21 protein-coding genes are annotated in these 20,760 nt (G+C 59.7%); 13 read left to right on the top strand and 8 right to left on the bottom strand.

What is annotated here, in order from left to right; translation table 11 throughout:
• Positions 1-404: 404 nt before the first annotated feature.
• Positions 405-773, top strand: coding sequence for an Hpt domain-containing protein (locus CFBP6623_RS05290; protein ID WP_046800257.1), 369 nt, complete (start codon positions 405-407; stop codon positions 771-773).
• Between the two features lie 130 nt (positions 774-903).
• Positions 904-1,224: a 2Fe-2S iron-sulfur cluster-binding protein gene (locus CFBP6623_RS05295; protein WP_003502527.1), complete on the top strand. Its 321-nt coding sequence runs from the start codon at positions 904-906 to the stop codon at positions 1,222-1,224.
• A gap of 309 nt (positions 1,225-1,533) precedes the next feature.
• Here the strand turns inward: CFBP6623_RS05295 and CFBP6623_RS05300 are convergent, their stop codons facing one another.
• Positions 1,534-2,160, bottom strand: a complete 627-nt coding sequence (locus CFBP6623_RS05300; RefSeq protein WP_046800256.1) for a DUF922 domain-containing Zn-dependent protease — start codon at positions 2,158-2,160, stop codon at positions 1,534-1,536.
• 179 nt (positions 2,161-2,339) lie between these two features.
• On the opposite strand from CFBP6623_RS05300, the gene folP reads away from it, so the two are divergent.
• The 3 genes from folP to folK all read left to right on the top strand — a co-directional run bounded on the left by folP (position 2,340) and on the right by folK (position 4,089).
• Positions 2,340-3,125 carry a dihydropteroate synthase gene (gene folP, locus CFBP6623_RS05305; protein ID WP_080842156.1) on the top strand — a complete coding sequence of 262 codons (786 nt, stop codon included), beginning with the start codon at positions 2,340-2,342 and terminating at the stop codon, positions 3,123-3,125.
• Positions 3,126-3,203: 78 nt separating this feature from the next.
• Positions 3,204-3,569, top strand: coding sequence for a dihydroneopterin aldolase (folB, locus tag CFBP6623_RS05310; RefSeq protein WP_003502532.1), 366 nt, complete (start codon positions 3,204-3,206; stop codon positions 3,567-3,569).
• 4 nt (positions 3,570-3,573) lie between these two features.
• A complete protein-coding gene (gene folK / locus CFBP6623_RS05315; protein WP_170979831.1) occupies positions 3,574-4,089 on the top strand; it encodes a 2-amino-4-hydroxy-6-hydroxymethyldihydropteridine diphosphokinase in 516 nt (171 codons plus the stop codon).
• A 14-nt stretch (positions 4,090-4,103) separates the two neighbouring features.
• On the opposite strand, the gene CFBP6623_RS05320 is transcribed toward folK, so the two are convergent.
• The 4 genes from CFBP6623_RS05320 to CFBP6623_RS05335 all read right to left on the bottom strand — a co-directional run bounded on the left by CFBP6623_RS05320 (position 4,104) and on the right by CFBP6623_RS05335 (position 7,956).
• Positions 4,104-4,664 (bottom strand): hypothetical protein, encoded by a 561-nt coding sequence (locus tag CFBP6623_RS05320; protein ID WP_046800254.1) that lies wholly within the window; start codon positions 4,662-4,664, stop codon positions 4,104-4,106.
• A 129-nt stretch (positions 4,665-4,793) separates the two neighbouring features.
• On the bottom strand, positions 4,794-5,873 hold the full coding sequence (locus CFBP6623_RS05325; protein ID WP_046800253.1) for a YcjF family protein: 1,080 nt from the start codon (positions 5,871-5,873) through the stop codon (positions 4,794-4,796).
• A complete protein-coding gene (locus CFBP6623_RS05330; RefSeq protein WP_046800252.1) occupies positions 5,870-7,348 on the bottom strand; it encodes a YcjX family protein in 1,479 nt (492 codons plus the stop codon). Before CFBP6623_RS05330 ends, CFBP6623_RS05325 begins: the two co-directional genes overlap by 4 nt.
• Positions 7,349-7,479: 131 nt before the next feature.
• Entirely contained in the window at positions 7,480-7,956 is a 477-nt protein-coding gene (locus CFBP6623_RS05335) for a SixA phosphatase family protein (protein WP_046800251.1), read from the bottom strand.
• A 302-nt stretch (positions 7,957-8,258) separates the two neighbouring features.
• Between CFBP6623_RS05335 and dksA the strand changes: the two genes are divergently transcribed.
• Complete coding sequence (gene dksA, locus CFBP6623_RS05340) at positions 8,259-8,678, top strand: RNA polymerase-binding protein DksA (protein WP_046800250.1); 420 nt, start codon at positions 8,259-8,261, stop codon at positions 8,676-8,678.
• Positions 8,679-8,791: 113 nt separating this feature from the next.
• Here the strand turns inward: dksA and CFBP6623_RS05345 are convergent, their stop codons facing one another.
• Positions 8,792-10,072, bottom strand: coding sequence for a flagellar biosynthetic protein FliO (locus CFBP6623_RS05345; RefSeq protein WP_167379152.1), 1,281 nt, complete (start codon positions 10,070-10,072; stop codon positions 8,792-8,794).
• A gap of 331 nt (positions 10,073-10,403) precedes the next feature.
• Here CFBP6623_RS05345 and cckA point away from each other — a divergent pair, with 331 nt between their 5' ends.
• The 6 genes from cckA (at position 10,404) to CFBP6623_RS05375 (ending at position 18,349) form a co-directional block, all read left to right on the top strand.
• Positions 10,404-12,989, top strand: a complete 2,586-nt coding sequence (gene cckA, locus CFBP6623_RS05350; protein WP_046800248.1) for a cell cycle histidine kinase CckA — start codon at positions 10,404-10,406, stop codon at positions 12,987-12,989.
• 292 nt (positions 12,990-13,281) lie between these two features.
• Complete coding sequence (clpS, locus tag CFBP6623_RS05355) at positions 13,282-13,635, top strand: ATP-dependent Clp protease adapter ClpS (protein ID WP_046800247.1); 354 nt, start codon at positions 13,282-13,284, stop codon at positions 13,633-13,635.
• Positions 13,636-13,645: 10 nt separating this feature from the next.
• Positions 13,646-16,162, top strand: a complete 2,517-nt coding sequence (clpA, locus tag CFBP6623_RS05360) for an ATP-dependent Clp protease ATP-binding subunit ClpA (RefSeq protein WP_046800246.1) — start codon at positions 13,646-13,648, stop codon at positions 16,160-16,162.
• A gap of 68 nt (positions 16,163-16,230) precedes the next feature.
• Positions 16,231-16,989 (top strand): AzlC family ABC transporter permease, encoded by a 759-nt coding sequence (locus tag CFBP6623_RS05365; RefSeq protein WP_046800245.1) that lies wholly within the window; start codon positions 16,231-16,233, stop codon positions 16,987-16,989.
• Positions 16,986-17,330, top strand: coding sequence for an AzlD domain-containing protein (locus CFBP6623_RS05370; RefSeq protein WP_046800244.1), 345 nt, complete (start codon positions 16,986-16,988; stop codon positions 17,328-17,330). Before CFBP6623_RS05365 ends, CFBP6623_RS05370 begins: the two co-directional genes overlap by 4 nt.
• Before the next feature lie 68 nt (positions 17,331-17,398).
• A complete protein-coding gene (locus CFBP6623_RS05375) occupies positions 17,399-18,349 on the top strand; it encodes a phosphatase PAP2 family protein (RefSeq protein WP_046800243.1) in 951 nt (316 codons plus the stop codon).
• On the opposite strand, the gene CFBP6623_RS05380 is transcribed toward CFBP6623_RS05375, so the two are convergent.
• A complete protein-coding gene (locus CFBP6623_RS05380) occupies positions 18,328-19,221 on the bottom strand; it encodes a LysR family transcriptional regulator (RefSeq protein ID WP_046800242.1) in 894 nt (297 codons plus the stop codon). The two genes, CFBP6623_RS05375 and CFBP6623_RS05380, sit on opposite strands and share 22 nt — an antisense overlap.
• Positions 19,222-19,330: 109 nt before the next feature.
• Between CFBP6623_RS05380 and CFBP6623_RS05385 the strand changes: the two genes are divergently transcribed.
• On the top strand, positions 19,331-20,182 hold the full coding sequence (locus CFBP6623_RS05385; protein ID WP_046800241.1) for an urea carboxylase-associated family protein: 852 nt from the start codon (positions 19,331-19,333) through the stop codon (positions 20,180-20,182).
• Between the two features lie 125 nt (positions 20,183-20,307).
• On the opposite strand, the gene CFBP6623_RS05390 is transcribed toward CFBP6623_RS05385, so the two are convergent.
• Positions 20,308-20,739 (bottom strand): HIT family protein, encoded by a 432-nt coding sequence (locus tag CFBP6623_RS05390; protein WP_006697570.1) that lies wholly within the window; start codon positions 20,737-20,739, stop codon positions 20,308-20,310.
• Between the last annotated feature and the right edge of the window lie 21 nt (positions 20,740-20,760).

A 20,760-nucleotide genomic window follows, 5' to 3' on the forward strand; every position in this document is an offset into this window, starting at 1 on the left:
TCATGCCGGCGGAACATTATCCCGTTAAAGGGAGCAATTCCGCCATTTACCAAATCCCGAATTGCTGGTGGTCCAGCTTTCGGGCGAAATTACATCACTGTGCCGTAATAACAAAGCTTGCGCTTAAGCCTCGTCTTAACAGCAGTACCGTAGTGACACATTTAGGTGTTCGAAACAATTAATGCGGATTTACGGCAGCGGCGAAGTGTCGGCTTTTTAACAGTTTTTAAACCTGAGTTTCGCTCTGAACGCCTTGTTTCGCATAAGTTTAACATAAATTAACCATAGCAGAAGATTTTCGCCCGCGTCACGCCGTAATTTAAGCCGATAGCACCGGTTTGGATGCGTAAATACGACACAGATGTGACACGAAACAAGAAACGGCGAGACAAGGAATTCCAGCCATGGCAGCGGTCAGTATTGCTTTCGAAGCTCCGGATAATTGCGGCGGTGCGCCGGCCGTTACGAAAAAGCCGATCGATTTCGATCATCTTGCCCGTCAGACGATGGGTGACAAGGATCTGGAAATCGAAGTGCTGCAACTGTTCAGCCGCAACGCCCGCGCCGCATTGCATGAAATTGCCGAGGCCGACGACAAGGCCGTGAGGGCAACCGCCCACCGCCTGAAGGGTGCTGCGCAGGCCGTCGGCGCCCCAGCCGTTTCCGCCGCCGCAGCTGCGGTAGAGGACCAAGGCAAGGACAGCGCAGCGATTGCGAAACTCGCGGCAACCATCGTCGAGGCGGAAAACTTCATCCTCAAGCTCTGCCGCTGAGGCGGAGTTCATCAAATTTGCCATTTAACAAGGCCGGTTCAGCCTGTGCGCCCTTGAAGCGGGTTGCCAAGGCGAACCGGCCTTTCTATGTGTTTAGAACAGTTCTTAGATCACCATTTTGGATTCCGGCATGACAAAACTGACCATCGTCGCCTTTGACGGCACGCCCCATGAACTCGATGTGAGCAACGGTTCCACCGTCATGGAGAACGCGGTGCGCAACTCCATTCCCGGCATCGACGCGGAATGTGGCGGCGCCTGTGCCTGCGCAACCTGTCATGTCTATGTCGATGACGCCTGGGCGGAGCGTGTCGGCGGGCCGGAGCCGATGGAAGAGGACATGCTGGATTTCGCCTTCGATGTGCGCCCCACCTCGCGTCTCTCCTGTCAGATCAAGATGAATGACGAGCTTGACGGTCTTGTCGTTCACGTTCCCGAACGCCAGGGCTGAAAGCTCTCCACATCGCCGGTCGCAGAAAAAGCCCCGCTCACCAGGTAGAGGAGAGCGGGGCGAGGCGGGTACGCAGCATGCAGGCGAGGGAGGAAACACCTGCGAGCCCTCAAGTGCGCACCGGGAGAACCGGAGAGGGTTTTGAGCGCCGGACCCGCTGCGGGCCACAACCGTTAAAAACCGTATGAACAAGCTACAATGAGTCTCGGCGGCGGCACCATGACGAGAAGTCACGGGTGAGATCGGACATGACGTAACGTCATGTTTCCGTTGCGTTGCGTCTCTAGCGGAAAATGCGGCGAAGGCGATTTACCGCCGATTTTGCCCCTGTTCGAGCCGATTTTTCAAAAGCCGGGTCATGCGGGCATCGAAATTTTTCGATTCCACCACATCGAAACGCATCTGGTCCCTGTCGTGCTCATCCATCACCGACTGGGTGATCTTGCCGACCATTTCCTGAAGCGTTTCGCAACTTTTCTGCGGACGAAGGGCTGCCAGCTGTCTTTCGAGCGAACGGGCATGGGTGCGGGCGATTTCCGCGTGTCGTTCCTCATGGCGTTTGATATCGGCAAGCAGCGTATCCCAGATGAAGGCGAGCTCCGCGGTGGTGCGGCGGCGGTTTTTCCATCGCGGCAGAAGGATACGGGTGTTCAAAAGAACCTTGGCCGTTCCCACGCTGCACTGGCCGTTTTTTTCCACATAGGTGAGCTCGCCGCCGAATTTGATCTCGGTCGCGCCGGGATGGCGCGCGCCGGTATTGCGCGTCAGCGGGCCATGCTTTGAGAGTTGCTGGTCGAGATCGGCGGCGGTTTTGCCGGTGATCGAAAAATAGGAATAGGTCTTGCGGACGATGGTTTCGGAAAAAGCCGGCCCAGCCGAAGAAAGTGCCAGCGCGCCCGCAAGGGCGGCGCAAAGAGCACGTGATGATTTGGTCATGACCCGGCCTTCCGGTTGAACTTGAAAAACGTTTGCTGCATAGGCGGAGCGGAACCTATAAGAATTGGCATAACATTCCGTTATTCCCGAAAGGCGCGTGTTACGTGATAACAGCCGGCAGCAACGTGTGGCAAGCGGCCCATGGCCGCTCCCTGAAACTTGATGGGCGTGGCCGTATTATGGCCATCGTCAATGCCACGCCCGATTCATTTTCCGATGGCGGCCGTTTTCTCGCCGTCGATGCGGCTTTTTCCCATGCACTGACCTGCGTGGAAGAAGGAGCAGATATCATCGATATCGGCGGCGAATCCACGAGGCCTGGTGCGGCGGATGTGACGGAGGCGCAGGAGCAGGATCGGGTATTGCCCGTCATCGAGAGGCTGCGCCGCGAGAGCGAGGTTCTGATTTCCGTCGATACCTATCGTGCGTCGACAGCGCGGCTTGCGATCGAGGCGGGCGCGCATATCGTCAACGACGTCTTCGGCCTGCAGAAGGATGCGGAGATGGCGGGCGTGATCGCCGCTGCGCGCGCCGGCGTCTGCATCATGCATACCGGCCGCGACCGGCAAAAACGGGCCGATGTCATCGAGGACCAGTTCGAATTCCTTAATCGTTCGCTGGAGATCGCCGAGGACGCGGGTGTTGCCCGCGACGCCGTCGTGCTCGATCCGGGTTTCGGTTTCGCCAAGGACGAGGACGAAAATGTCGAGCTTATGGCGCGATTCGGTGAGCTTGCCGCTTTCGGCCTGCCGGTTTTGGCCGGCACGTCGCGCAAGCGTTTCATCGGGTCGCTGACGGGCAGGGATGCGGCTCCCGAGCGCGATATCGGAACGGCTGCGACGACAGCGATCCTGCGCCTTTCGGGTGCTTCGATTTTTCGCGTGCACAATGTCACTGCCACACGCGATGCACTGGCAATTGCCGATGCGGTTCTTGCCAAAGCGCCGGCAAAGGCCGATGCGTAGATCAACGAGTGCCGGAACGCCGTGTCCCCACAAAGGCGCGACTTTCGGGCGAAACATTCCTGCCATGGAGGCGATGCGATGAGCCGCTATACCATCATCCTGAAAAACTGTTCCTTTTTCGCCCGTCATGGTCTTCTCGAGCAGGAGGAGGTGCTGGGCCAGCGCTTTTTCGTCGATGCCGAGATGGAGGTCGAGGCGGGTGACGCACTGGAAACCGACGACATTGAAAATACCGTCGATTACGGCGTGGCCTTCGCCGTCATTGAAAAAATCGTCGTGGGGCAGCGCCGTTATCTCATCGAGGCGCTGGCGAACGACATCGCCAAGGCGCTGCGCGCCCGGTACCCGCAAATCGTCTGGTTGCGCATCACGGTGCGTAAACCGTCCGCTCCCGTTCCCGGCATTCTCGACTACGCGCAGGTGAGTGTTGAACACCGTGCCTGAAAAGATGACCGTCGCCGCATTGGGTCTCGGCGGCAATATCGGCGATCCCGCCGCCGCGATGGCCAAGGCCTTGCACGAATTGGATAGGCATGAAAATTGCCGCCTGTTGGCCGTCTCCGGCCTTTATCGCACGCCTCCCTGGGGCAAGACGGATCAGGCTGATTTCTTCAATTGCTGTGCGCTGGTCGAAACCTCGCTTACGGCGCCCGCGCTGCTGCAACTATGCCTCGATATTGAAAGGGGCATGAAGCGGGTGCGCACGGAGCGCTGGGGGCCGCGTACCATCGATATCGACGTGCTGACCTATGGCAATGAGGTTATCGTAACGGAAAGCATCGAAGTGCCGCATCCGCGTATGACGGAGCGCGCTTTCGTGCTGATGCCGCTCGCCGAGATCGCTCCGGATATCGAGGTCCGGGGAAAGCCGGTGCGGGAATGGCTTCAGCAGGCGGATAGAAGCGGTATTGTCCGCACAAATGAAAAGCGGGAGTGGTGGACACTCCCGCTCGGTAATGACTGAGAGAATTATCGTGCTTAGGGCTTGATCGAGCCGACGGCGAGCTGGTCGATGTCGCGTGCCAGTGTCACGCCGATGACAGGGATCATCTGGTCGGCGACCTTGACGGAAATAGTGATGTTCATCGAATTGTCACTCGAGACGCGGGCAACCATGGCGCCATTGAGCTTGGAGCGGTTGATGCCGACGACGACCTTGTCGCCGCTGACCTGTCCGGAGGTAATGTCCAATCCCTTGCCTTCGGCGCCATCGAGGAACTTGCCTTCGTAGCTGCTGCCCTTCTGGCTGATGATGGCGGACATGGGCTGGCTGAAGACGCCGACGCGGCAGGTGCCGCCAAGCTTGATGCCGGTCTTTTTGTCATCGAGCGGCTCACCCGTCAGATCGCAGGTGAATTTGGTGCCCTTGTATTTGCCCGCGACGATTTCGCCCGGACCTTTCCAGACGCCGGCCACGGAGCGGAAGAATACGTCGTCGCGATCGCGCGATGCGGCATGGACGTCAGACAGGCCGAAACCGCCGCTGACGGACAATATGGCGGCAAGTCCGCCCACAAGCGAAAAGAAGCGCGAATACATGATACTTTCCCCGGCGAAGAAGCCTGTTCGATAGGCGGCAATCTACCGGCGGAATGGTTAATGCTTGGTTTATTTCACCCGTATTCGCGGCTTTGTTCGTAACCTTTTGAACCGCCCATGTCTTGCCAATCAGGCTTTTTCGCCGCTTTTTCCGCCGCTTAAATCGGGTGTCAGGTCGGACATGAAATCACCGATCCCCGGCCGCTTCACGGCACGAAACGGCAGCGGGCGGCAAAGGTCCATCGCCGCAATACCGATTCGCGCCGTCATAAGGCCGTTGATGACGCCTTCGCCGAGGCGGGCGGAAAGCTTCGAGGCAAGGCCGTGTCCGAGAACCTGCTGGGCGAGACCATCGCCGACGGCGATCGAACCCGTGACGGCCAGATGGGCGACGACGTCGCGCAGCAGCCGGAGCATGCCGAGTGTGCCGGGACGGCCGCCGTAGAGTTCCGCCATGGCCCGAACCAGCCGCGTCACCTCGAACAACACGTAAGCGAGATCGACGATCGCACGGGGGCTGACGGCGGTGACCACGGAGACGCGCTTGGAGGAGTTGAGAATCAGTGCGCGCGCCTGCCGGTCGAGCGGCGCCAGCAATTCACGCTCGGCAAGCTCGATGAGATGGGGGCCGTCAATCACATCGTTTTCCGTATCCTTCAGCGCTGCGCGGCCCTTGGCCGTTTCGGCGCGGTGGGAAAGGACGGCATTCAGGCGGGTGATGACGGCGCGGGCAGGTTTCGGGCTCTTGTCGAGGCTCGCCGTCTCCGCATCGGCCTTGAGCGACTGCACGGCATTGAGCCGCATGATACCGAAGACTTCGCGCCCGACGAGGACGAGAACGGCGAAAAGCGCGACGATAAGGGCGATGCTCGCCGTATAACCCAGCCAGTCGGAGCGGGAAAACAGGTTGCGGATAAGCTGATCCGCCCAAAGGCCGAATGCGAGCGAGAACAAGACGCCAAGCGCGCCAAGCGCGAGCTTGCCGAAAGAGAAGCGGTTTTTCTTCGGCGAGGCCACCGGCAAGGCGGCGGCATCGATCTCCTCCGGTGCCAGAAACGGATCGTCTTCGTCAGTCGTCAATGAAATCTCGGTATCGAAGCTGCGCGGCGCGCGTTTCTGCGCGGACGACGGCCGTGCCGTCTCCTCTGTCTTTAACGTGAAAGCCGCCGGACGGCGGGCCTGCGAATCGGTGGGTGTGGGAGCCTTCATGCGAGCTTGTCTCCGAACAGGAACTGCATGGCACGGTCGAGCCTGATATGGGGAACGGAAAGCCGGATGCCGCCACTGCCCGGCTCGTCCACATTCGGCGGGCGGAAGCGCACGACGTTGACATCCGGCAGCGTCGCCTTGTCGCCATCCTCGTCGATGCTGCGAAACAACGGTTCAGGGTCTTCGGGCAGGTCGCCGGGAAAGATCGCCGTTTTGCGATTGCCGTCGAAGGTCTCGCCATTGATGGTTTCTCCAGCCATCGGCGTGCCGACGATGACGGGCAGTTCGTGGCCGTCCTGACGCACGCTTGCCTCTCTGGTGGCGCGCACGGAAGCGAGAGCCATGACCTCGATGCCGGCACCGTTCATGCCGATGGTGGTGATGGCGCGGTCCACCAGGCGACGGGTCAGCCGCTCCAGCCGGTCATGGCTTTCGTGATGCAGGTGGTCGGCCTTGGTGGCGGCGATCAGCACCTTGTCGATGCGCCGGCCGATGAGCGACGACAGGAGGCTGTTGGTGCCGGGCCGGAAACAGGCAAGCACATCGCCCAGCGCCCGTTCCAGATCCTGAACGGCTTCCGGTCCGCGGTTGACGGCCTGCAGCGTGTCGATCAGCACGATCTGGCGGTCGAGGCGGGCGAAATGTTCGCGGAAGAAGGGTTTGACCACAATCGACTTGTAGGCGTCATAGCGCCGCTCCATCATGGCGCGCAGCGAGCCTTTCGGCGCTTTTTCATCGGTCAGCCCCGGCAAGGGCGCAAATGTCAGCGCCGGAGAACCTTCCAGATCGCCGGGCATCAGGAAACGGCCCGGCGGCAGGGTGGAGAGCGATCTTTCGTCTGATTTGCAGGCCTTCAGATAGGCCGCGAAACTCTCCGCCAGCCGTCTCGCCGTCATCTCATCGGCAGGCGCATTGATATCGAGCGAGGAGGCAATCGCCAGCCATTCCTGCGCCAGCTCCGAACGGATGCCTGTCCCGGCGAGCGCGACGGTCGCGTCGCTGAACTGTCTGTAGTCCTGCGACAGAAGCGGCAGGTCGAGCAGCCATTCGCCGGGATAATCGACGATATCGATGGACAGCTTGCCGGCCGAGAACCACCGGCCCCAACCACTGGCGCTCTGGTAATCCAGCGTGATCCTGAGTTCCGAGATCGCCCGCGTCGAATCCGGCCACAGCCTGTCGCGCACCAGCGCCTGAATATGATCTTCGTACTGGAAGCGGGGAATGGCGTCGTCCGGCTGCGGCTCGAGGCGCACATTCGAGACGCGGCCCGACCGCATGGCCTCGAATAAGGGAAGGCGGCCGCCATTCAGGAGATTGTGGACGAGGGAGGAAATGAAAACCGTCTTGCCCGCCCGGGAAAGCCCGGTAACGCCAAGCCGCAATGTCGGATGGGTGAGGTTGCTCGCACGGTCGGCCAGATTATCGAGCGCGATAAGCGCACTGTCTGTCAGGGACGTCAGAGAAGGCGGCAATGGTAGTTTCCTGGCTGCGGTTCATGATCACGGCTGCAATATAGGAAGTCGCGGCTGCCCAAAAAAGAAGCGCCCCGATGGATTTTCACGAGAGCCGCCATCGGCAGTGGCTCCGTCACGCGTTGTGGCGGTTACTTGCCCGGTGAGAGAAAATCGACCAGCCGCCAGCGATCCTCGCCATTTGCGGCACTGCCGTCGTGATCGAGCACGGCAAGCCCTGCGGTCGGGAAACCGGAGGGCAGGGCGGCATGCAAAAGATCCTCGCCGATCATCGCTTCCAGTGTCGCCTCCATGGTGGGGTTATGGCCCACCAGCATCACCGAACCAGCATCCGTCTGCGCTGCGATGAGGGAGAGATAGGTTTCGCTGCGCGCATTATACATCTCATCGACATAGGCGATTTCGATGCTTTCGTTGAAGGCGCGCTGCCAGGCCTGTGTGGTCTGCCGGCAGCGTGCGGCGGTGGAAGACAAGAGCACGTCGGGGCGGTAGCGCCGGTCGGCGGCAAGATCGGCAATGATCTCCGCCTCGGCAAAACCTGCCTCGTTCAATCCCCGGTCGAAATCGCGTTCCCCAGGCGCCGCCCAGGCGGCTTTGGCGTGGCGCAAAAGATAAACTCGCTTCGGATGAGAATCTGTCAAGGGCGGGGACCGGCGTTCGAAACTCTGGGGTACAGCCGGATGCTACAGGATAGGATCGCGGGACCGCAAGTCCTCTTTCCTGTTGGCAAGTCGCATTGAAGTGATCGAAGAACAGATCGTCTCGACGCCAATAAAGGATAAAAATTAGTCATTTAGATGATTTTTGTGTCAGTTTTAAAAATGCCTGAAAACTGATCTGTAGACTTGAACCGGCCTATATCATTGGAGTATACACCGCCGCATTGAGATGTTCTTCGAGGAGAATCGCGTTGAGTGAGAAGATCGATCTTAGCAAATATGTACTCTCGGAAGACGACGAGTTCATGAATGCCAGCCAGCGGGCCTACTTCCGCGCGAAGCTGGTCGCCTGGAAAAATGACATCCTGAGAGAAGCGCGCGAGACCCTCGGACATCTCGCCGAAGAAAGCGCCAATCATCCCGATCTCGCTGACCGGGCTTCATCCGAAACAGACCGGGCGATCGAACTTCGCGCCCGCGACCGTCAGCGCAAGCTGATTTCTAAAATCGATGCGGCTCTTCAGCGGATCGAAGACGGCACCTACGGTTTCTGCGAGGAAACGGGTGAACCTATCGGCCTCAAGCGTCTTGACGCCCGCCCGATAGCGACACTTTCCATCGAGGCGCAGGAACGTCATGAGCGTCGCGAAAAAGTTTATCGCGACGAATAACAAGGCTGCTGTGCCGGACGCCGCGGCGAACCGGCCATCTTAAGCATCAGCACATGCAAAAGGGCACGGAATTATTCCGTGCCCTTTTGCGTTGAAGCTTCATGCGCGCCGCCTCAGCGGTCGCGGGTAACGGAAAGCTCGCCGAAAATACGCGCCATTTCTTTCTGCACGTCACCATCTGGCGACGCTCCGGTGACTGGTGGTGAAACGGGTTCGTTTTTCTGCTGCTTTTCTGCGGCGGCAATTGCCGGTTCATGATCCGCATCCCGGCTCTTGGCTATCTCCGCTTCGAGAAAACTCTCGAAATCGCTGGCCAGCTCATCGGAAAATTTCGGCTCAGCGTCGTTGGACGCAAAAGCTGGACTTTCCGGTTTCGGCGGAAACGGGGCCGGCGGTGCATTCTGCTCGGACTTGAGGCCGGGAAGAACCCGCTCGCGCGCCGCATCGAGAAAATCAGCGGCGCTGGATTGGTCGAGCACCGGCTCGCGCGCGGCAAAAACCGGCGGAGCGATAACCGTGGGCCGTTCTTCTTCCACCTTTGCCTGACTCGTCTGTGCAGGCACTGGCGGTGCGACCGGTATGGATGTCTGTACTGGAGCGGGCACGAAAGGCTCTGCGCGACGCGGTTCGCTGCGTTCGCCGGCCATGTCGAGCGATGCTGCGGCGGCCGGCAAAATGGCAGCTGCCGTAGCTGGGGCAACCACTGCTGAGGGCGGCAGTGCGGGACGAGTGGTCTCTCTCTCAGGTGCGGCTTGCCTTGCCGGTGGAGCGGGCTCACGGATTGCGACGGGCGGCGGTGATACGGGTTGGGGCGATACGGATTGCGATGGTGTCGGTGGACGCGACGGCAGTGGCGCAGTTGCTGCGGCCGGTTGTTGCGGGCGAGGGGCGGGTGCGATGGGTTCCGGCCGCTGCTGCGGCGCTCTCACGGGTTCCTGTGACACGGGAGCCGGGGCTGGCGCTGCGACGGGCTGCTGTTGCGGCAGGGCGGCACGGCGTTCCTGGGGGATGGACGACGGCTCGGCTCTCTTCGGTTCGCTCTCCTGACGCGGCAGCGCCTTCAACTCCGGCTCCTGCACGTCCCTGACGATCGGGATTGCGCCAATACCGCTTTCGATGACGATATCGGTCGGCCCGCCGATCATCACCAGATGCTCGACATTGTCGCGGCGAACCAGCACCAGGCGACGGCGCGCATCAACGGCCGTCGCGTCGAGAACCTGCAGGCGCGGCTGCCGGTTGCGTCCGCCTCGGATAAACGGAGCCGAACCGCTGCGCCTGCGCAGAAGCCATAAAGCGATCGCCAGAACGAGAAGCGCCACACCCACACCGACGACGGCGACGATGAGATTGTTTCCATAGGTGCCGATAAAATCTTCCATCATGGAGATCATCCCTTCAGATTTTTTCGAGCAATTAATATTGCCGTGGTTCTTATAGTGTGAACGTCAAACAGGAAAAGACGATTTTTTTGGGCGCGATACAAGGTTTATCCGCCACCGTCCCCCTGTAATACAAACCGGTTGGTGTGGCTTTGAGTTCCCTCATCGACTGAAAGGCCGGTGTATTGCGCCTCTCAGGCCGTTTTCCCTGTGCGTTTTTAAGCCTTTGTGGCCCGGCGGAGCTTTTTGATGCTCAAGCGAGTTGCTACAAGAAATTTTAACGCCCGATTCCGTCGAGGACCGTGGCTGACCGAATGACGACCTGCACGACTGCGAGGCCAAGATGACACGGGTGCGCGAGACAAGCGACAACGACCTTCCGCTGGTGGACAGGCGTGCCCGTTCCGGCACGGTTTTGCGCATCCTGCTTCTGGCGCTGGTGCTGATCGCCGCCGCCGCCGCCTTCGTTTATTTCAAGAACTCTTTGGAAAACGAAATCGTGCTCGGCATTCTCGGCGTGCTGGCGATGATGGGTATCTTTTTTCTGGTTTCGTCGATCATCGGTTTCATCGAGGTCATGCCCCAGTCGCAATCGGACGGGCTTGCCCGCCGTTTCCTGTCGGCCCATCCCGAAGGCACGCTGATCACCGATGCAAAGGGGCATATGGTCTATGCCAACGCCACCTATTGCCGCATGAGCGGCACCACCAGGGCGAGCGATATACAGAGCCTTGAGACGCTGCTGTCGCGTAGCCGGGAATCCACCGAAGCCCTTTACCGGCTCATCAACGTGCTGCGGGAGGGCCGCGACGGTTACGAGGAGTTCCGGCTGCAGAAACCGCTGGGCGATGACGCGGGCGCCGGGCCGCACTGGTACAGGCTTAAAGGTCGGGTGCTGAAGGATGCGGGCGGCGAGGGGCTGCACGTTTTCCAGATTGCCGACATCACGCCGGAGCGCGAAGATCAGGAACGTTTTTTCCGCGAATTGCAGAATGCCATCGACTATCTGGACCACGCGCCGGCCGGTTTCTTTTCCGCCGGACGCAAGGGCGAGATCGTTTATCTGAACGCCACCCTGTCAGAATGGCTGGGCATCGATCTCGCGCAATTTTCACCCGGTTCGATGACCGTGTCCGACATCGTTGCCGGCGAAGGCATGGCTCTGATCGAATCCGTGCATCCGCAGGGCAGCGCCAAGCGCACCGAAATCCTCGATCTCGACATGCGCCGGGTGAACGGCCAGAGCATGCCGGCCCGCCTCGTGCATCAGGTCAGTTCCAAGGACGGTGCGCCGGGCGAGAGCCGGACGATCGTTCTGATGCGCCCCAAGGGGCAGGAGGATACGGAATCTTCCTCCGCCATGCGTTTTACCCGCTTTTTCAACAATACGCCGATGGCGATCGCTTCGCTGGATGGCGAAGGACGCATTCTGCGCATCAACGCACCCTTCCTCAAGCTGTTTTCCGGCGTCGTCGGACGCGACGATATCGACCGGGGCGTGGCGCTTGAAACCGTCTTGCACGACAATGAGAAGCCGCGACTGGAACAGGCGCTGGCCGAGGCGAAGGACCGTCAGGGCGATATCGCGCCGTTCGATTCGCGCCACCCGAGCGACGAGACCAGGCATTTCCGTTTCTACGTCAACGCCGTCATCGATCAGGACGACGAGGCGCCGGAAGAAGTGGCGATCGTTTATGCCATAGAGGTGACGGAGCAGAAGGCGCTCGAAACCCAGATGGCGCAGACGCAGAAGATGAACGCCGTCGGCACGCTGGCGGGCGGCATCGCCCACGATTTCAACAATGTGCTGACCGCCATCCTGCTGTCGTCCGACCATCTGCTGTTGCAGGCGCGGCCCGCCGACCCGAGCTTTGCCGACCTCATGGAGATCAAGCGCAACGCCAACCGCGCCGCGGTTCTGGTGCGCCAGCTGCTGGCCTTCTCGCGCAAGCAGACCATGCGCCCGGCGATCCTCAATCTGACCGATGTGATCGGTGACCTGCGCATGCTGGTCGACCGGCTGATTTCCGGCACCAATGTCAAGCTCGAGGTGGATTATGGCCGCGATCTCTGGCCGGTAAAGACCGACCTGTCGCAATTCGAGCAGGTGCTGATCAATCTCTGCGTCAATGCGCGTGACGCCATGCCTGATGGTGGCAAGATCACCATCCGCACCCGCAATGTGGATGCGAAGGAGGCGGCTGCTCTCGGCCGTCCGGAAGTCCCGGCGGAAGACATGGTCATGGTCGAGGTTGGCGACAACGGCACCGGCATTCCGCCTGAAATCATGGACAAGATTTTCGAACCCTTCTTCACGACCAAGGAAGTCGGCAAGGGCACCGGTCTCGGCCTGTCGATGGTCTATGGTATCGTCAAGCAGTCCGGCGGTTATATCTATCCCGAATCGGAAGTGGGCAAGGGCACCGCGTTCCGTATTTACCTGCCGCGCCATGTGGTGGAAGTCGTTGCGGGCCAGCAGCCCGGTGAAACGGCTCTCACCCCGATGGCGGCACCTGAGCCGGTAAAGGAAGAACCGCTTGACCTCACCGGCAACTCCGCTGTCGTACTTCTGGTAGAGGACGAGGAGGCGGTGCGGCGCGGCGGCAAGCGCATGCTGGAAACCCGTGGGTACACCGTGCACGAGGCCGGCTCCGGCACCGAGGCGCTGGAGGTTATGGAGGAGCTGGAGGGCAAGGTCGATATCGTCGTTTCCGATGTGGTGATGCCTGAAATGGACGGCCCCTCGCTGCTTCGCGAACTGCGCAAGTCCTATCCCGACCTGAAGTTCATCTTCGTGTCCGGTTACGCAGAAGACGCCTTTGCGAAAAACTTGCCGGCAGATGCCAAATTCGGATTCCTGCCGAAGCCCTTCTCCCTGAAACAGCTGGCGATTGCCGTGCGCGAAATGCTGGATGACAATGCTGGATGACAAGGAGCAACGGCAGGGCGGTGCAACAGAGATTCGCTCCCACTGTTGGTCACTGTAACCCTTTCCGTCAGGCTGAAAACCCGCCGCCATCAGCGGTTTGCCTGCGCCCGCCCTCAGGAAGCCTCCGCATCCCCACTTTTCCCGAGGTTTGCCTCTTTGCAAACGCAATAGTGATTGCGCCGTTGCGTAAGGGGCTTAAAATCGCGTCACGACGACCTAGATATGAAGAGGCGAAGTTCTCCCTGCTGGCGATGAGCTGTCGGTTCGAGAATAGTGTGGAGAATGATGAAAGATGATCGCTAGGCCGATCTACATGCAGGGCGAGGGCGACGGGGAAGACGGCGGCACCAACCGCGGAACCTCTGTTATCACCCGCGTCAAGCCAAAGACAAAAAGACCGAATTTGTACCGTGTTCTTTTACTGAATGACGACTACACTCCCATGGAGTTTGTCATCCATATTCTGGAGCGTTTTTTCCAGAAGGATCGCGAAGCGGCAACCCGTATCATGCTGCACGTGCACCAGCACGGCGTGGGAGAATGCGGGGTGTTTACATATGAGGTCGCAGAGACGAAAGTAAGCCAGGTCATGGATTTCGCCCGACAGCACCAGCATCCGCTGCAGTGCGTCATGGAAAAGAAATGAGGATCGCAACGTGCCAACTTTTTCCCCAAGTCTCGAGAAGGCGCTGCACCAGGCACTGACCTTTGCAAATGAGCGTCACCACGAATATGCGACGCTTGAACATCTCCTTCTGGCGCTGATCGACGACGCGGATGCCGCCGCCGTGATGGGTGCCTGTAATGTCGATCTCGATGCGCTGCGCAAGACCGTCAGTGATTACGTCGACAATGAACTGACGAACCTCGTGACCGGTTACGACGAGGATTCCAAACCCACATCCGGCTTCCAGCGGGTCATCCAGCGGGCCGTTATTCATGTACAATCGTCCGGCCGCGAGGAAGTGACCGGCGCCAACGTGCTCGTGGCCATTTTCGCCGAGCGCGAAAGCCATGCCGCCTATTTCCTGCAGGAGCAGGAAATGACCCGTTACGACGCGGTCAATTATATCTCCCACGGCATCGGCAAGCGTCCGGGCACGTCGCAGACGCGTGCGCCGCGCGGGGCTGATGAGCCCGAAAGCGAAAACAAGGCAAGCCGCAGCAATCCCGAGGAAGAAGGACCGTCCGCCAAAAAGCAGCAGGACGCGCTGAAGGCCTATTGCGTCAACCTCAACGACAAGGCGCGCAACGGCAAGATCGACCCGCTGATCGGCCGCCACGAAGAGGTCAACCGCACCATCCAGATCCTCTGCCGCCGTTCCAAGAACAACCCGCTTTATGTGGGGGATCCCGGCGTGGGCAAGACGGCGATCGCCGAAGGCCTCGCTAAGCGCATCGTCGAAGGCAAGGTGCCGGAAGCTCTGGCCAACGACACGATCTTCTCGCTCGACATGGGCACGCTGCTTGCCGGAACCCGTTATCGCGGTGATTTCGAAGAGCGGCTGAAGCAGGTCGTCAAGGAACTCGAAGAGTTTCCGGGCGCGGTGCTGTTCATCGACGAAATCCACACTGTCATCGGTGCTGGCGCCACGTCCGGCGGCGCGATGGATGCATCGAACCTGTTGAAGCCGGCTCTGTCTTCGGGAGCGATCCGCTGCATCGGTTCGACCACCTACAAGGAATATCGCCAGTTCTTCGAAAAGGACCGCGCACTGGTGCGTCGTTTCCAGAAGATCGACGTCAACGAGCCGTCGATCGATGACACCATCGCAATCATGAAGGGCCTGAAGCCCTATTTCGAAGATTATCATCACCTCAGATATTCGAATGAGGCGATCAAGGCTGCCGTTGAATTGTCGGCCCGCTACATTTCCGACCGCAAGCTGCCGGACAAGGCGATCGATGTGATCGACGAAACCGGTGCCGCGCAGATGCTGCTGCCCGCTTCCAAGCGCCGCAAGCTGATCACCGAAAAGGAGATCGAGGCCACCATCGCAACGATGGCCCGCATTCCCCCCAAGACGGTGTCCAAGGACGACGAGATGGTTCTCGCCAATCTCGAAAAGGAACTGCGCTCGGTCGTTTATGGTCAGGACATCGCCATCGAGGCGCTGGCAACGGCCATCAAGCTGGCCCGCGCCGGCCTGCGCGAACCGAACAAGCCGATCGGTTCCTATGTCTTCTCCGGCCCGACCGGTGTCGGCAAGACGGAAGTGGCCAAGCAACTCGCTGCCTCGCTCGGTGTCGAGATGCTGCGCTTCGACATGTCGGAATATATGGAGCGCCATACCGTGTCGCGTCTGCTCGGCGCACCTCCCGGTTATGTCGGCTTCGATCAGGGCGGTCTCCTGACCGATGGCGTCGACCAGCATCCGCATTCCGTGGTGCTGCTGGACGAAATCGAAAAGGCGCATCCGGATATCTACAACATTCTGTTGCAGGTAATGGACCATGGCTCGCTGACCGACCATAACGGCAAGAAGATCGACTTCCGCAACGTCATTCTCATCATGACGACCAATGCGGGCGCGTCCGAAATGGCCAAATCGGCCATCGGTTTTGGTTCTTCACGCCGCACCGGTGAGGATGAAGAGGCGATCAATCGCCTGTTCACGCCGGAATTCCGCAACCGTCTGGATGCGATTATTCCGTTCTCGCCGCTGCCGACCGCCGTTATCCACAAGGTCGTGCAGAAGTTCGTCATGCAGCTGGAAACCCAGCTCTCCGAACGTAACGTCACCTTCGATCTGCATGAGGATGCGATCTCCTGGTTGGCGGAAAAGGGTTACGACGAAAAGATGGGTGCTCGCCCGCTGTCGCGCGTGATCCAGGAACACATCAAGAAGCCGCTTGCCAACGAAATCCTCTTCGGCAAGCTCAAGAAGGGCGGTGTCGTCAGCGTCACCGTCGGCAAGAAGGACGACGGTTCCGACGGCCTCATGCTTGAGGTTCTGCCGGAAACCGCACCCGTGAAGCCGAAGCCGGAAGCGGAACTGAAGGCCGCCAAGTCGCCGGGCAAGGCCTCGAAGGCCAAGGCGAAACCCGCTTCGAAGGCGGCAACGGCCAATGAGGAAGCGGATGTTCTGGTCGCCGAGGCGGATAAGCCCGACGAGGAGAACAAGCCACGCCGCAAGGCCAATACGGTGCCAAAGGTGCCGAAGAAGAAGTGATGCGGTTAAGCGACCGATAAATCGATGCCGGGCGAAAGCCCGGCATTTTCATGTGTAGTGGATCTTGAATGCAAACTGCCGATAGCGATGCCATCCCCCTCAGTGGCTGGTTCTTCAGGGGAATGCGGGGCATTTTCTCGCTGCCCTCGCTCATTCTCATGACATCCTTTGTCGGTTTCAGCGCCTTTGCGCTGGAATCCGGGGTGCCGCGCGGCGAAGCGGTGTTCATGACGCTGATGATCTGGGCTCTGCCTGCCAAGATGATCCTGATCGGCTCCATGGTTGGCGGCGCCAATCTTGCCGCCTGTTTTCTGGCGGTCACGCTGTCGTCGGTCCGGATGATGCCCATGGTCGCCTCCATAGTTCCGGAGATGCGCGGTGCGAAGACGCCGACATGGATATTGCTGTTTCTCTCGCATTTCGTCGCGATTACGGCCTGGGTCTTCGCCACGCAGAACCTGTCGAAAGTACCGCGCGAGGCGCGTGCCGCCTGGTTCGCCGGTTTCGGCATCACGCTTACCGTCATCAACGCCATCATCGTCGGCCTATGTTATGGCGTCGTCGCCGCCTTTCCGCCGCTCGTTGCCGGTGTGCTGTTTTTCCTCACACCCGTCTATTTCGTGGCGTCGATATGGGCGTCGGCCCGCCACTCCGTCGTCAAGGTCGCTTTTGTCATCGGCGTGATCGCCGGGCCGGCCTTTGCGGTTATCGCTCCCGAATTCGATATTCTCTATGCCGGCATCGGTGGCGGAACGCTTGCCTATGTGATTGACCGCTTCGTTTTCCGCTGCAAGATCAAACCCGTGTCGCCGGAGAGTGAGCCATGATGACCGAAAACTGGTGGGCGCCCTATCTGTTCATCGCCATCGCCGGCTGGCTGGCGACAGATCTCTGGCGTTGGCTCGGCGTCCTCGCCGGCAACCGCCTGAAAGAAGATTCCGAGGCGCTTTATTGGGTGAGAGCGGTCGCCACCTCACTGGTCATGGCCGTTACCGCCAAGCTGATCGTCTTTCCAACCGGAACGCTGGAAGCCACACCCCTTTGGCTGCGCATCGGCGCGGCGGCCCTCGGTTTCATCGCATTTCTGCTGGCCGGCCAGCGTGTCATCGTCGGCGTGGCGGTTCCGATCGTGCTTCTGGCCGGCGGGTTGTTTGTGCTCGGTTTTTAATACTCTCCTTATCCGAATATTAAGTGCGATGCCCTAGTTTGCCACTGACTAGACAGGGGCTTTTTTCCATGCGGCTATTTGCGGCAGAACGCTTTGTACTTGGCTTTATCGCCATATTATTCATCATCGATGCGGCATTGATCGCTATCAAAGGCATCGGTGTCGATTACGTCGGATATTTCCTATGCGCGCTGGCGGGTGCGGGCGTTTTCGTCCTCGGTCAGTTCTATCGCAAAAGCGGACGTGATCTTCGCATCGCCACCGCTCTGATTTCGAGCGGGTTGTTCATCCTTTTCACGCTCGTCGCCTCTGTTTTCAACTACATGTTCCTGCCCGTCGCTTTCCCGACGATCGATCACGTGCTTTTCCGTGTCGATGCGGTTTTCGGTTATAGCTGGACGGGCATCGTCCTGTGGGCGGCGGCACACCCCTGGATCGGAACGATCCTGTTCTTCGTTTATGCGACGTCGCTGCCGCAGCTTCTGGTGATCGTGATCGCGCTCGGCTTTACGGGCAAGGAGCGGAGATTGCACCACTTCCTGGTGACCGGAGTGCTTGGCGCCTTTGCGAGCATCGCCTTCTGGATATTCTTCCCCACATTCGGACCTTCGGCCTATGTGCAACTGCCGCAATGGATTTCTCAGGTCATTCCGATGGCTGTCGATAATACCTATGGGCAGGAGTTGAGCCGTCTTACAACGCAGGGCGTTGTCTATCTTTCGCCCAAAAACGCTTTGGGGCTGATCGGCTTTCCGTCGTTTCACATCGTCATGGCGGCAATGTCCGTCTGGTTTGTGCCGCGTCACTGGGCGGTGATGGCGGTTATCCTGCCGGTGAACCTCCTGATGCCGCTGGCCGTTCTCGTGCAGGGCGGACACCATCTTTCCGATGTCTTCGGCGGCCTCGTCGCTTTTGTCATCGTCTGCGCCGCTTCGGCCCGACTGCTCAACTGGCTTTCGGCAAGGGAACGGGCCGGGGAGGCGACAACCTCTCCTGCTCAGATCGTCGCGGCGGAATAGTCGCCAAGAGTTTTGCGCCCGCGGGCTTCCGCAACCAGCCAGTCCGACAGGATGCGGGCCGGTCCGGTCATCTCCCCCGATTCGATCAGCCAGTAATATTTGTCCCTATCGGCCGCCCGATTGGAAAGTACGGTCAATTGACCCTCGGCGATCTCATCGCCAAGAAGTGCTGTCGGGCAAAGGCCGATGCCTTGCCCGGCCTTGAGGGCGGTTACGAGCAGATTGAAATCCGCAAAGATCGGGCCGGCGGTTTTTGGCAGGGAGAGGCCAGCCGTCGCGAGCCAGCCCCGCCATGCGATCTCGCTGTCGTCATGCAGCAATTCCGCCTGTAGCAGGCTCGATACCTCATCGAAGGGACCGTATTTCGCGACATAGGCCGGTGCGCATGTCGGTCGCGTCTCGGCGCTGAAAAGCGCCATGGCGCTCTGCGCAGGTGTCGGGCCGTGGATGATGCTGAGATCGGGTAGCGTGGCATCATCTCGCCCGGAATAGCTGATCGATACCTGGATGTCGGGATGGAGCGCCCGGAAGCGGGGAAGTCGGGGCGTCAGAAAATGCGCCACCACCGAAGGCAGGCTGGCAAGGCGGACAGTCATGCGGTCGCCGCTGCCTCGCCTGATCCGTTCCGCGCCGGAAGCGATCTGCCGCAAGCTGGCCGAAACCGTAATGCCGAATTCCTTTCCCGCCGGGCTCAGCCTCACGCCTCTCGCATGCCGATCGAACAGAGGCACACCGAGCCAAGCCTCCAGATTGCGCACATGCTGGCTAACGGCAGTCGCCGTCATGCCGAGTTCCTGTGCGGCGAGAGAAAAGCTCTGTTTTCTGGCGGCGGCTTCAAAAGCGCGGAGTGTGGCGAGTGGCGGCAGTTTCATGGTCCGCAAGGGTAAGTAAGACTTGCCCTGAGCGCAAGAAAAACCCGTCTTGTCAGCCGGTCGTCCATGCCGCAATTTCACATCGACATTTCATCGCTTCGAGGATTTCATGACCCCTGTGCCTGCTGCCGAACCCGTTGATGCCGCCATGCGCCGCGCTATCCGCCCTGTCGTCGTTTATCCGAACGGTACTCTTGAGACACCGGACCTCGCGCGTCTGGAAAGGGCAAGGGAGAGCATGGAGAAGATCGACGAGGTCATCGTGCCGCCGCGTGATGGTCGGACTTTCAATGTGCCGAAGGGGCATTTTTTCCGCATCGTCAGCATCGAAGGTCCGCAAGTAGGGGATTTGAACCTCTGGAACGCCCATGATCTGACCGAGCGTTTTTTCAGCGGCAAGACCCGTGCTTTGCATGCCACCCATGTTTCCGTCGGCAACCGGATGTGGAGCAACCTGCCGTCCCTGCGGCCGATGGCGACCATCACCCATGATACGCTTTCATGGTATGGCTTTGACGAGGATGGCGGCGGCGTGCATGACGTGATCGGCACTCGCTGCGATCCCTATACCAACAAGCTGCTCAGCGGCGGCGATTACCACCATTGCTGCCATTCGAACCTGACCAATGCGCTTGCCTCGGCCAAAAACCTGTCATTCGGCGAGGCGGAACCGCATGTGCACGATGTGCTGAATGTCTTCATGTGTACGGGTTTTACCCGCGACACGCATCAATATTTCATGAAGGCGAGCCCGGTGCGGCCGGGTGATTATCTGGAACTCTTCGCGGAGATCGACCTCATCGGCGGGCTTTCCGCCTGCCCGGGCGGCGATTGCAGCGCCACCCATTCGAGCGATACGGCAGCCTGTTATCCGCTGAAAGTGGAGATTTTCCGGCCGGATACGGCGGTGCTTGAAGGCTGGCCATGGCCGGAACGGAATGCTTACCGTTCTCCGGAATGATCAGTCCGAAAACCTCTCCTCCGTCATGCTCGGGCCTGTCCCGAGCATCTGCAACCGATTGATTTCAGATACGTGGTTGGATCCTCGGCACAAGGCCGAGGATGACGTCACATGCTAGGCAGCTATCACGAAGCAAGCGCCGCCTTTATCTTCTCTGCATGCGCCTTCAGCACTTCGCCATCGGCCATTACGCCGGAATGCGGCTTCAGCGGCTCGCCTTCCTTGCGTGGAATGACGTGGAAATGCAGGTGGAACACGGTCTGGCCAGCCGCCGGTTCGTTGAACTGGGCGATGAACACGCCATCCGCATCGAAGGCCTCCTTGGCAGCCACGGCGAGTTTCTGCACCACGGGGATGGTTTTTGCCAGCACTTCCGGGTCGGCATCGAGCAGATTGCGGGAACCGGTCTTGGGAACGACCAGCAGATGGCCGGGGGCCTGCGGCATCACATCCATGAAAGCAAGCGTATGCTCGTCTTCGTAAAGCTTGTGGCTTGGAATTTCGCCACGCAGGATTTTTGCGAAGATATTGTTGTCGTCATAGGCGCTGGCCGTCATCGTGATCTCTCCTCATGGCGG

This window comes from Agrobacterium tumefaciens (assembly GCF_005221385.1).
Taxonomy (GTDB): Bacteria; Pseudomonadota; Alphaproteobacteria; order Rhizobiales; family Rhizobiaceae; genus Agrobacterium; species Agrobacterium tomkonis.

Coding starts and splice junctions, on each gene's coding strand:
- CFBP6623_RS05290 (WP_046800257.1), top strand. CDS start 405: ATGGCAGCGGTCAGTATTGCTTTCGAAGCTCCGGATAATTGCGGCGGT.
- CFBP6623_RS05295 (WP_003502527.1), top strand. CDS start 904: ATGACAAAACTGACCATCGTCGCCTTTGACGGCACGCCCCATGAACTC.
- CFBP6623_RS05300 (WP_046800256.1), bottom strand. CDS start 2,160: ATGACCAAATCATCACGTGCTCTTTGCGCCGCCCTTGCGGGCGCGCTG.
- folP (WP_080842156.1), top strand. CDS start 2,340: ATGGCCATCGTCAATGCCACGCCCGATTCATTTTCCGATGGCGGCCGT.
- folB (WP_003502532.1), top strand. CDS start 3,204: ATGAGCCGCTATACCATCATCCTGAAAAACTGTTCCTTTTTCGCCCGT.
- folK (WP_170979831.1), top strand. CDS start 3,574: ATGACCGTCGCCGCATTGGGTCTCGGCGGCAATATCGGCGATCCCGCC.
- CFBP6623_RS05320 (WP_046800254.1), bottom strand. CDS start 4,664: ATGTATTCGCGCTTCTTTTCGCTTGTGGGCGGACTTGCCGCCATATTG.
- CFBP6623_RS05325 (WP_046800253.1), bottom strand. CDS start 5,873: ATGAAGGCTCCCACACCCACCGATTCGCAGGCCCGCCGTCCGGCGGCT.
- CFBP6623_RS05345 (WP_167379152.1), bottom strand. CDS start 10,072: ATGATCTCCATGATGGAAGATTTTATCGGCACCTATGGAAACAATCTC.
- cckA (WP_046800248.1), top strand. CDS start 10,404: ATGACACGGGTGCGCGAGACAAGCGACAACGACCTTCCGCTGGTGGAC.
- clpS (WP_046800247.1), top strand. CDS start 13,282: ATGATCGCTAGGCCGATCTACATGCAGGGCGAGGGCGACGGGGAAGAC.
- CFBP6623_RS05365 (WP_046800245.1), top strand. CDS start 16,231: ATGCAAACTGCCGATAGCGATGCCATCCCCCTCAGTGGCTGGTTCTTC.
- CFBP6623_RS05370 (WP_046800244.1), top strand. CDS start 16,986: ATGATGACCGAAAACTGGTGGGCGCCCTATCTGTTCATCGCCATCGCC.
- CFBP6623_RS05375 (WP_046800243.1), top strand. CDS start 17,399: ATGCGGCTATTTGCGGCAGAACGCTTTGTACTTGGCTTTATCGCCATA.
- CFBP6623_RS05380 (WP_046800242.1), bottom strand. CDS start 19,221: ATGAAACTGCCGCCACTCGCCACACTCCGCGCTTTTGAAGCCGCCGCC.
- CFBP6623_RS05385 (WP_046800241.1), top strand. CDS start 19,331: ATGACCCCTGTGCCTGCTGCCGAACCCGTTGATGCCGCCATGCGCCGC.
- CFBP6623_RS05390 (WP_006697570.1), bottom strand. CDS start 20,739: ATGACGGCCAGCGCCTATGACGACAACAATATCTTCGCAAAAATCCTG.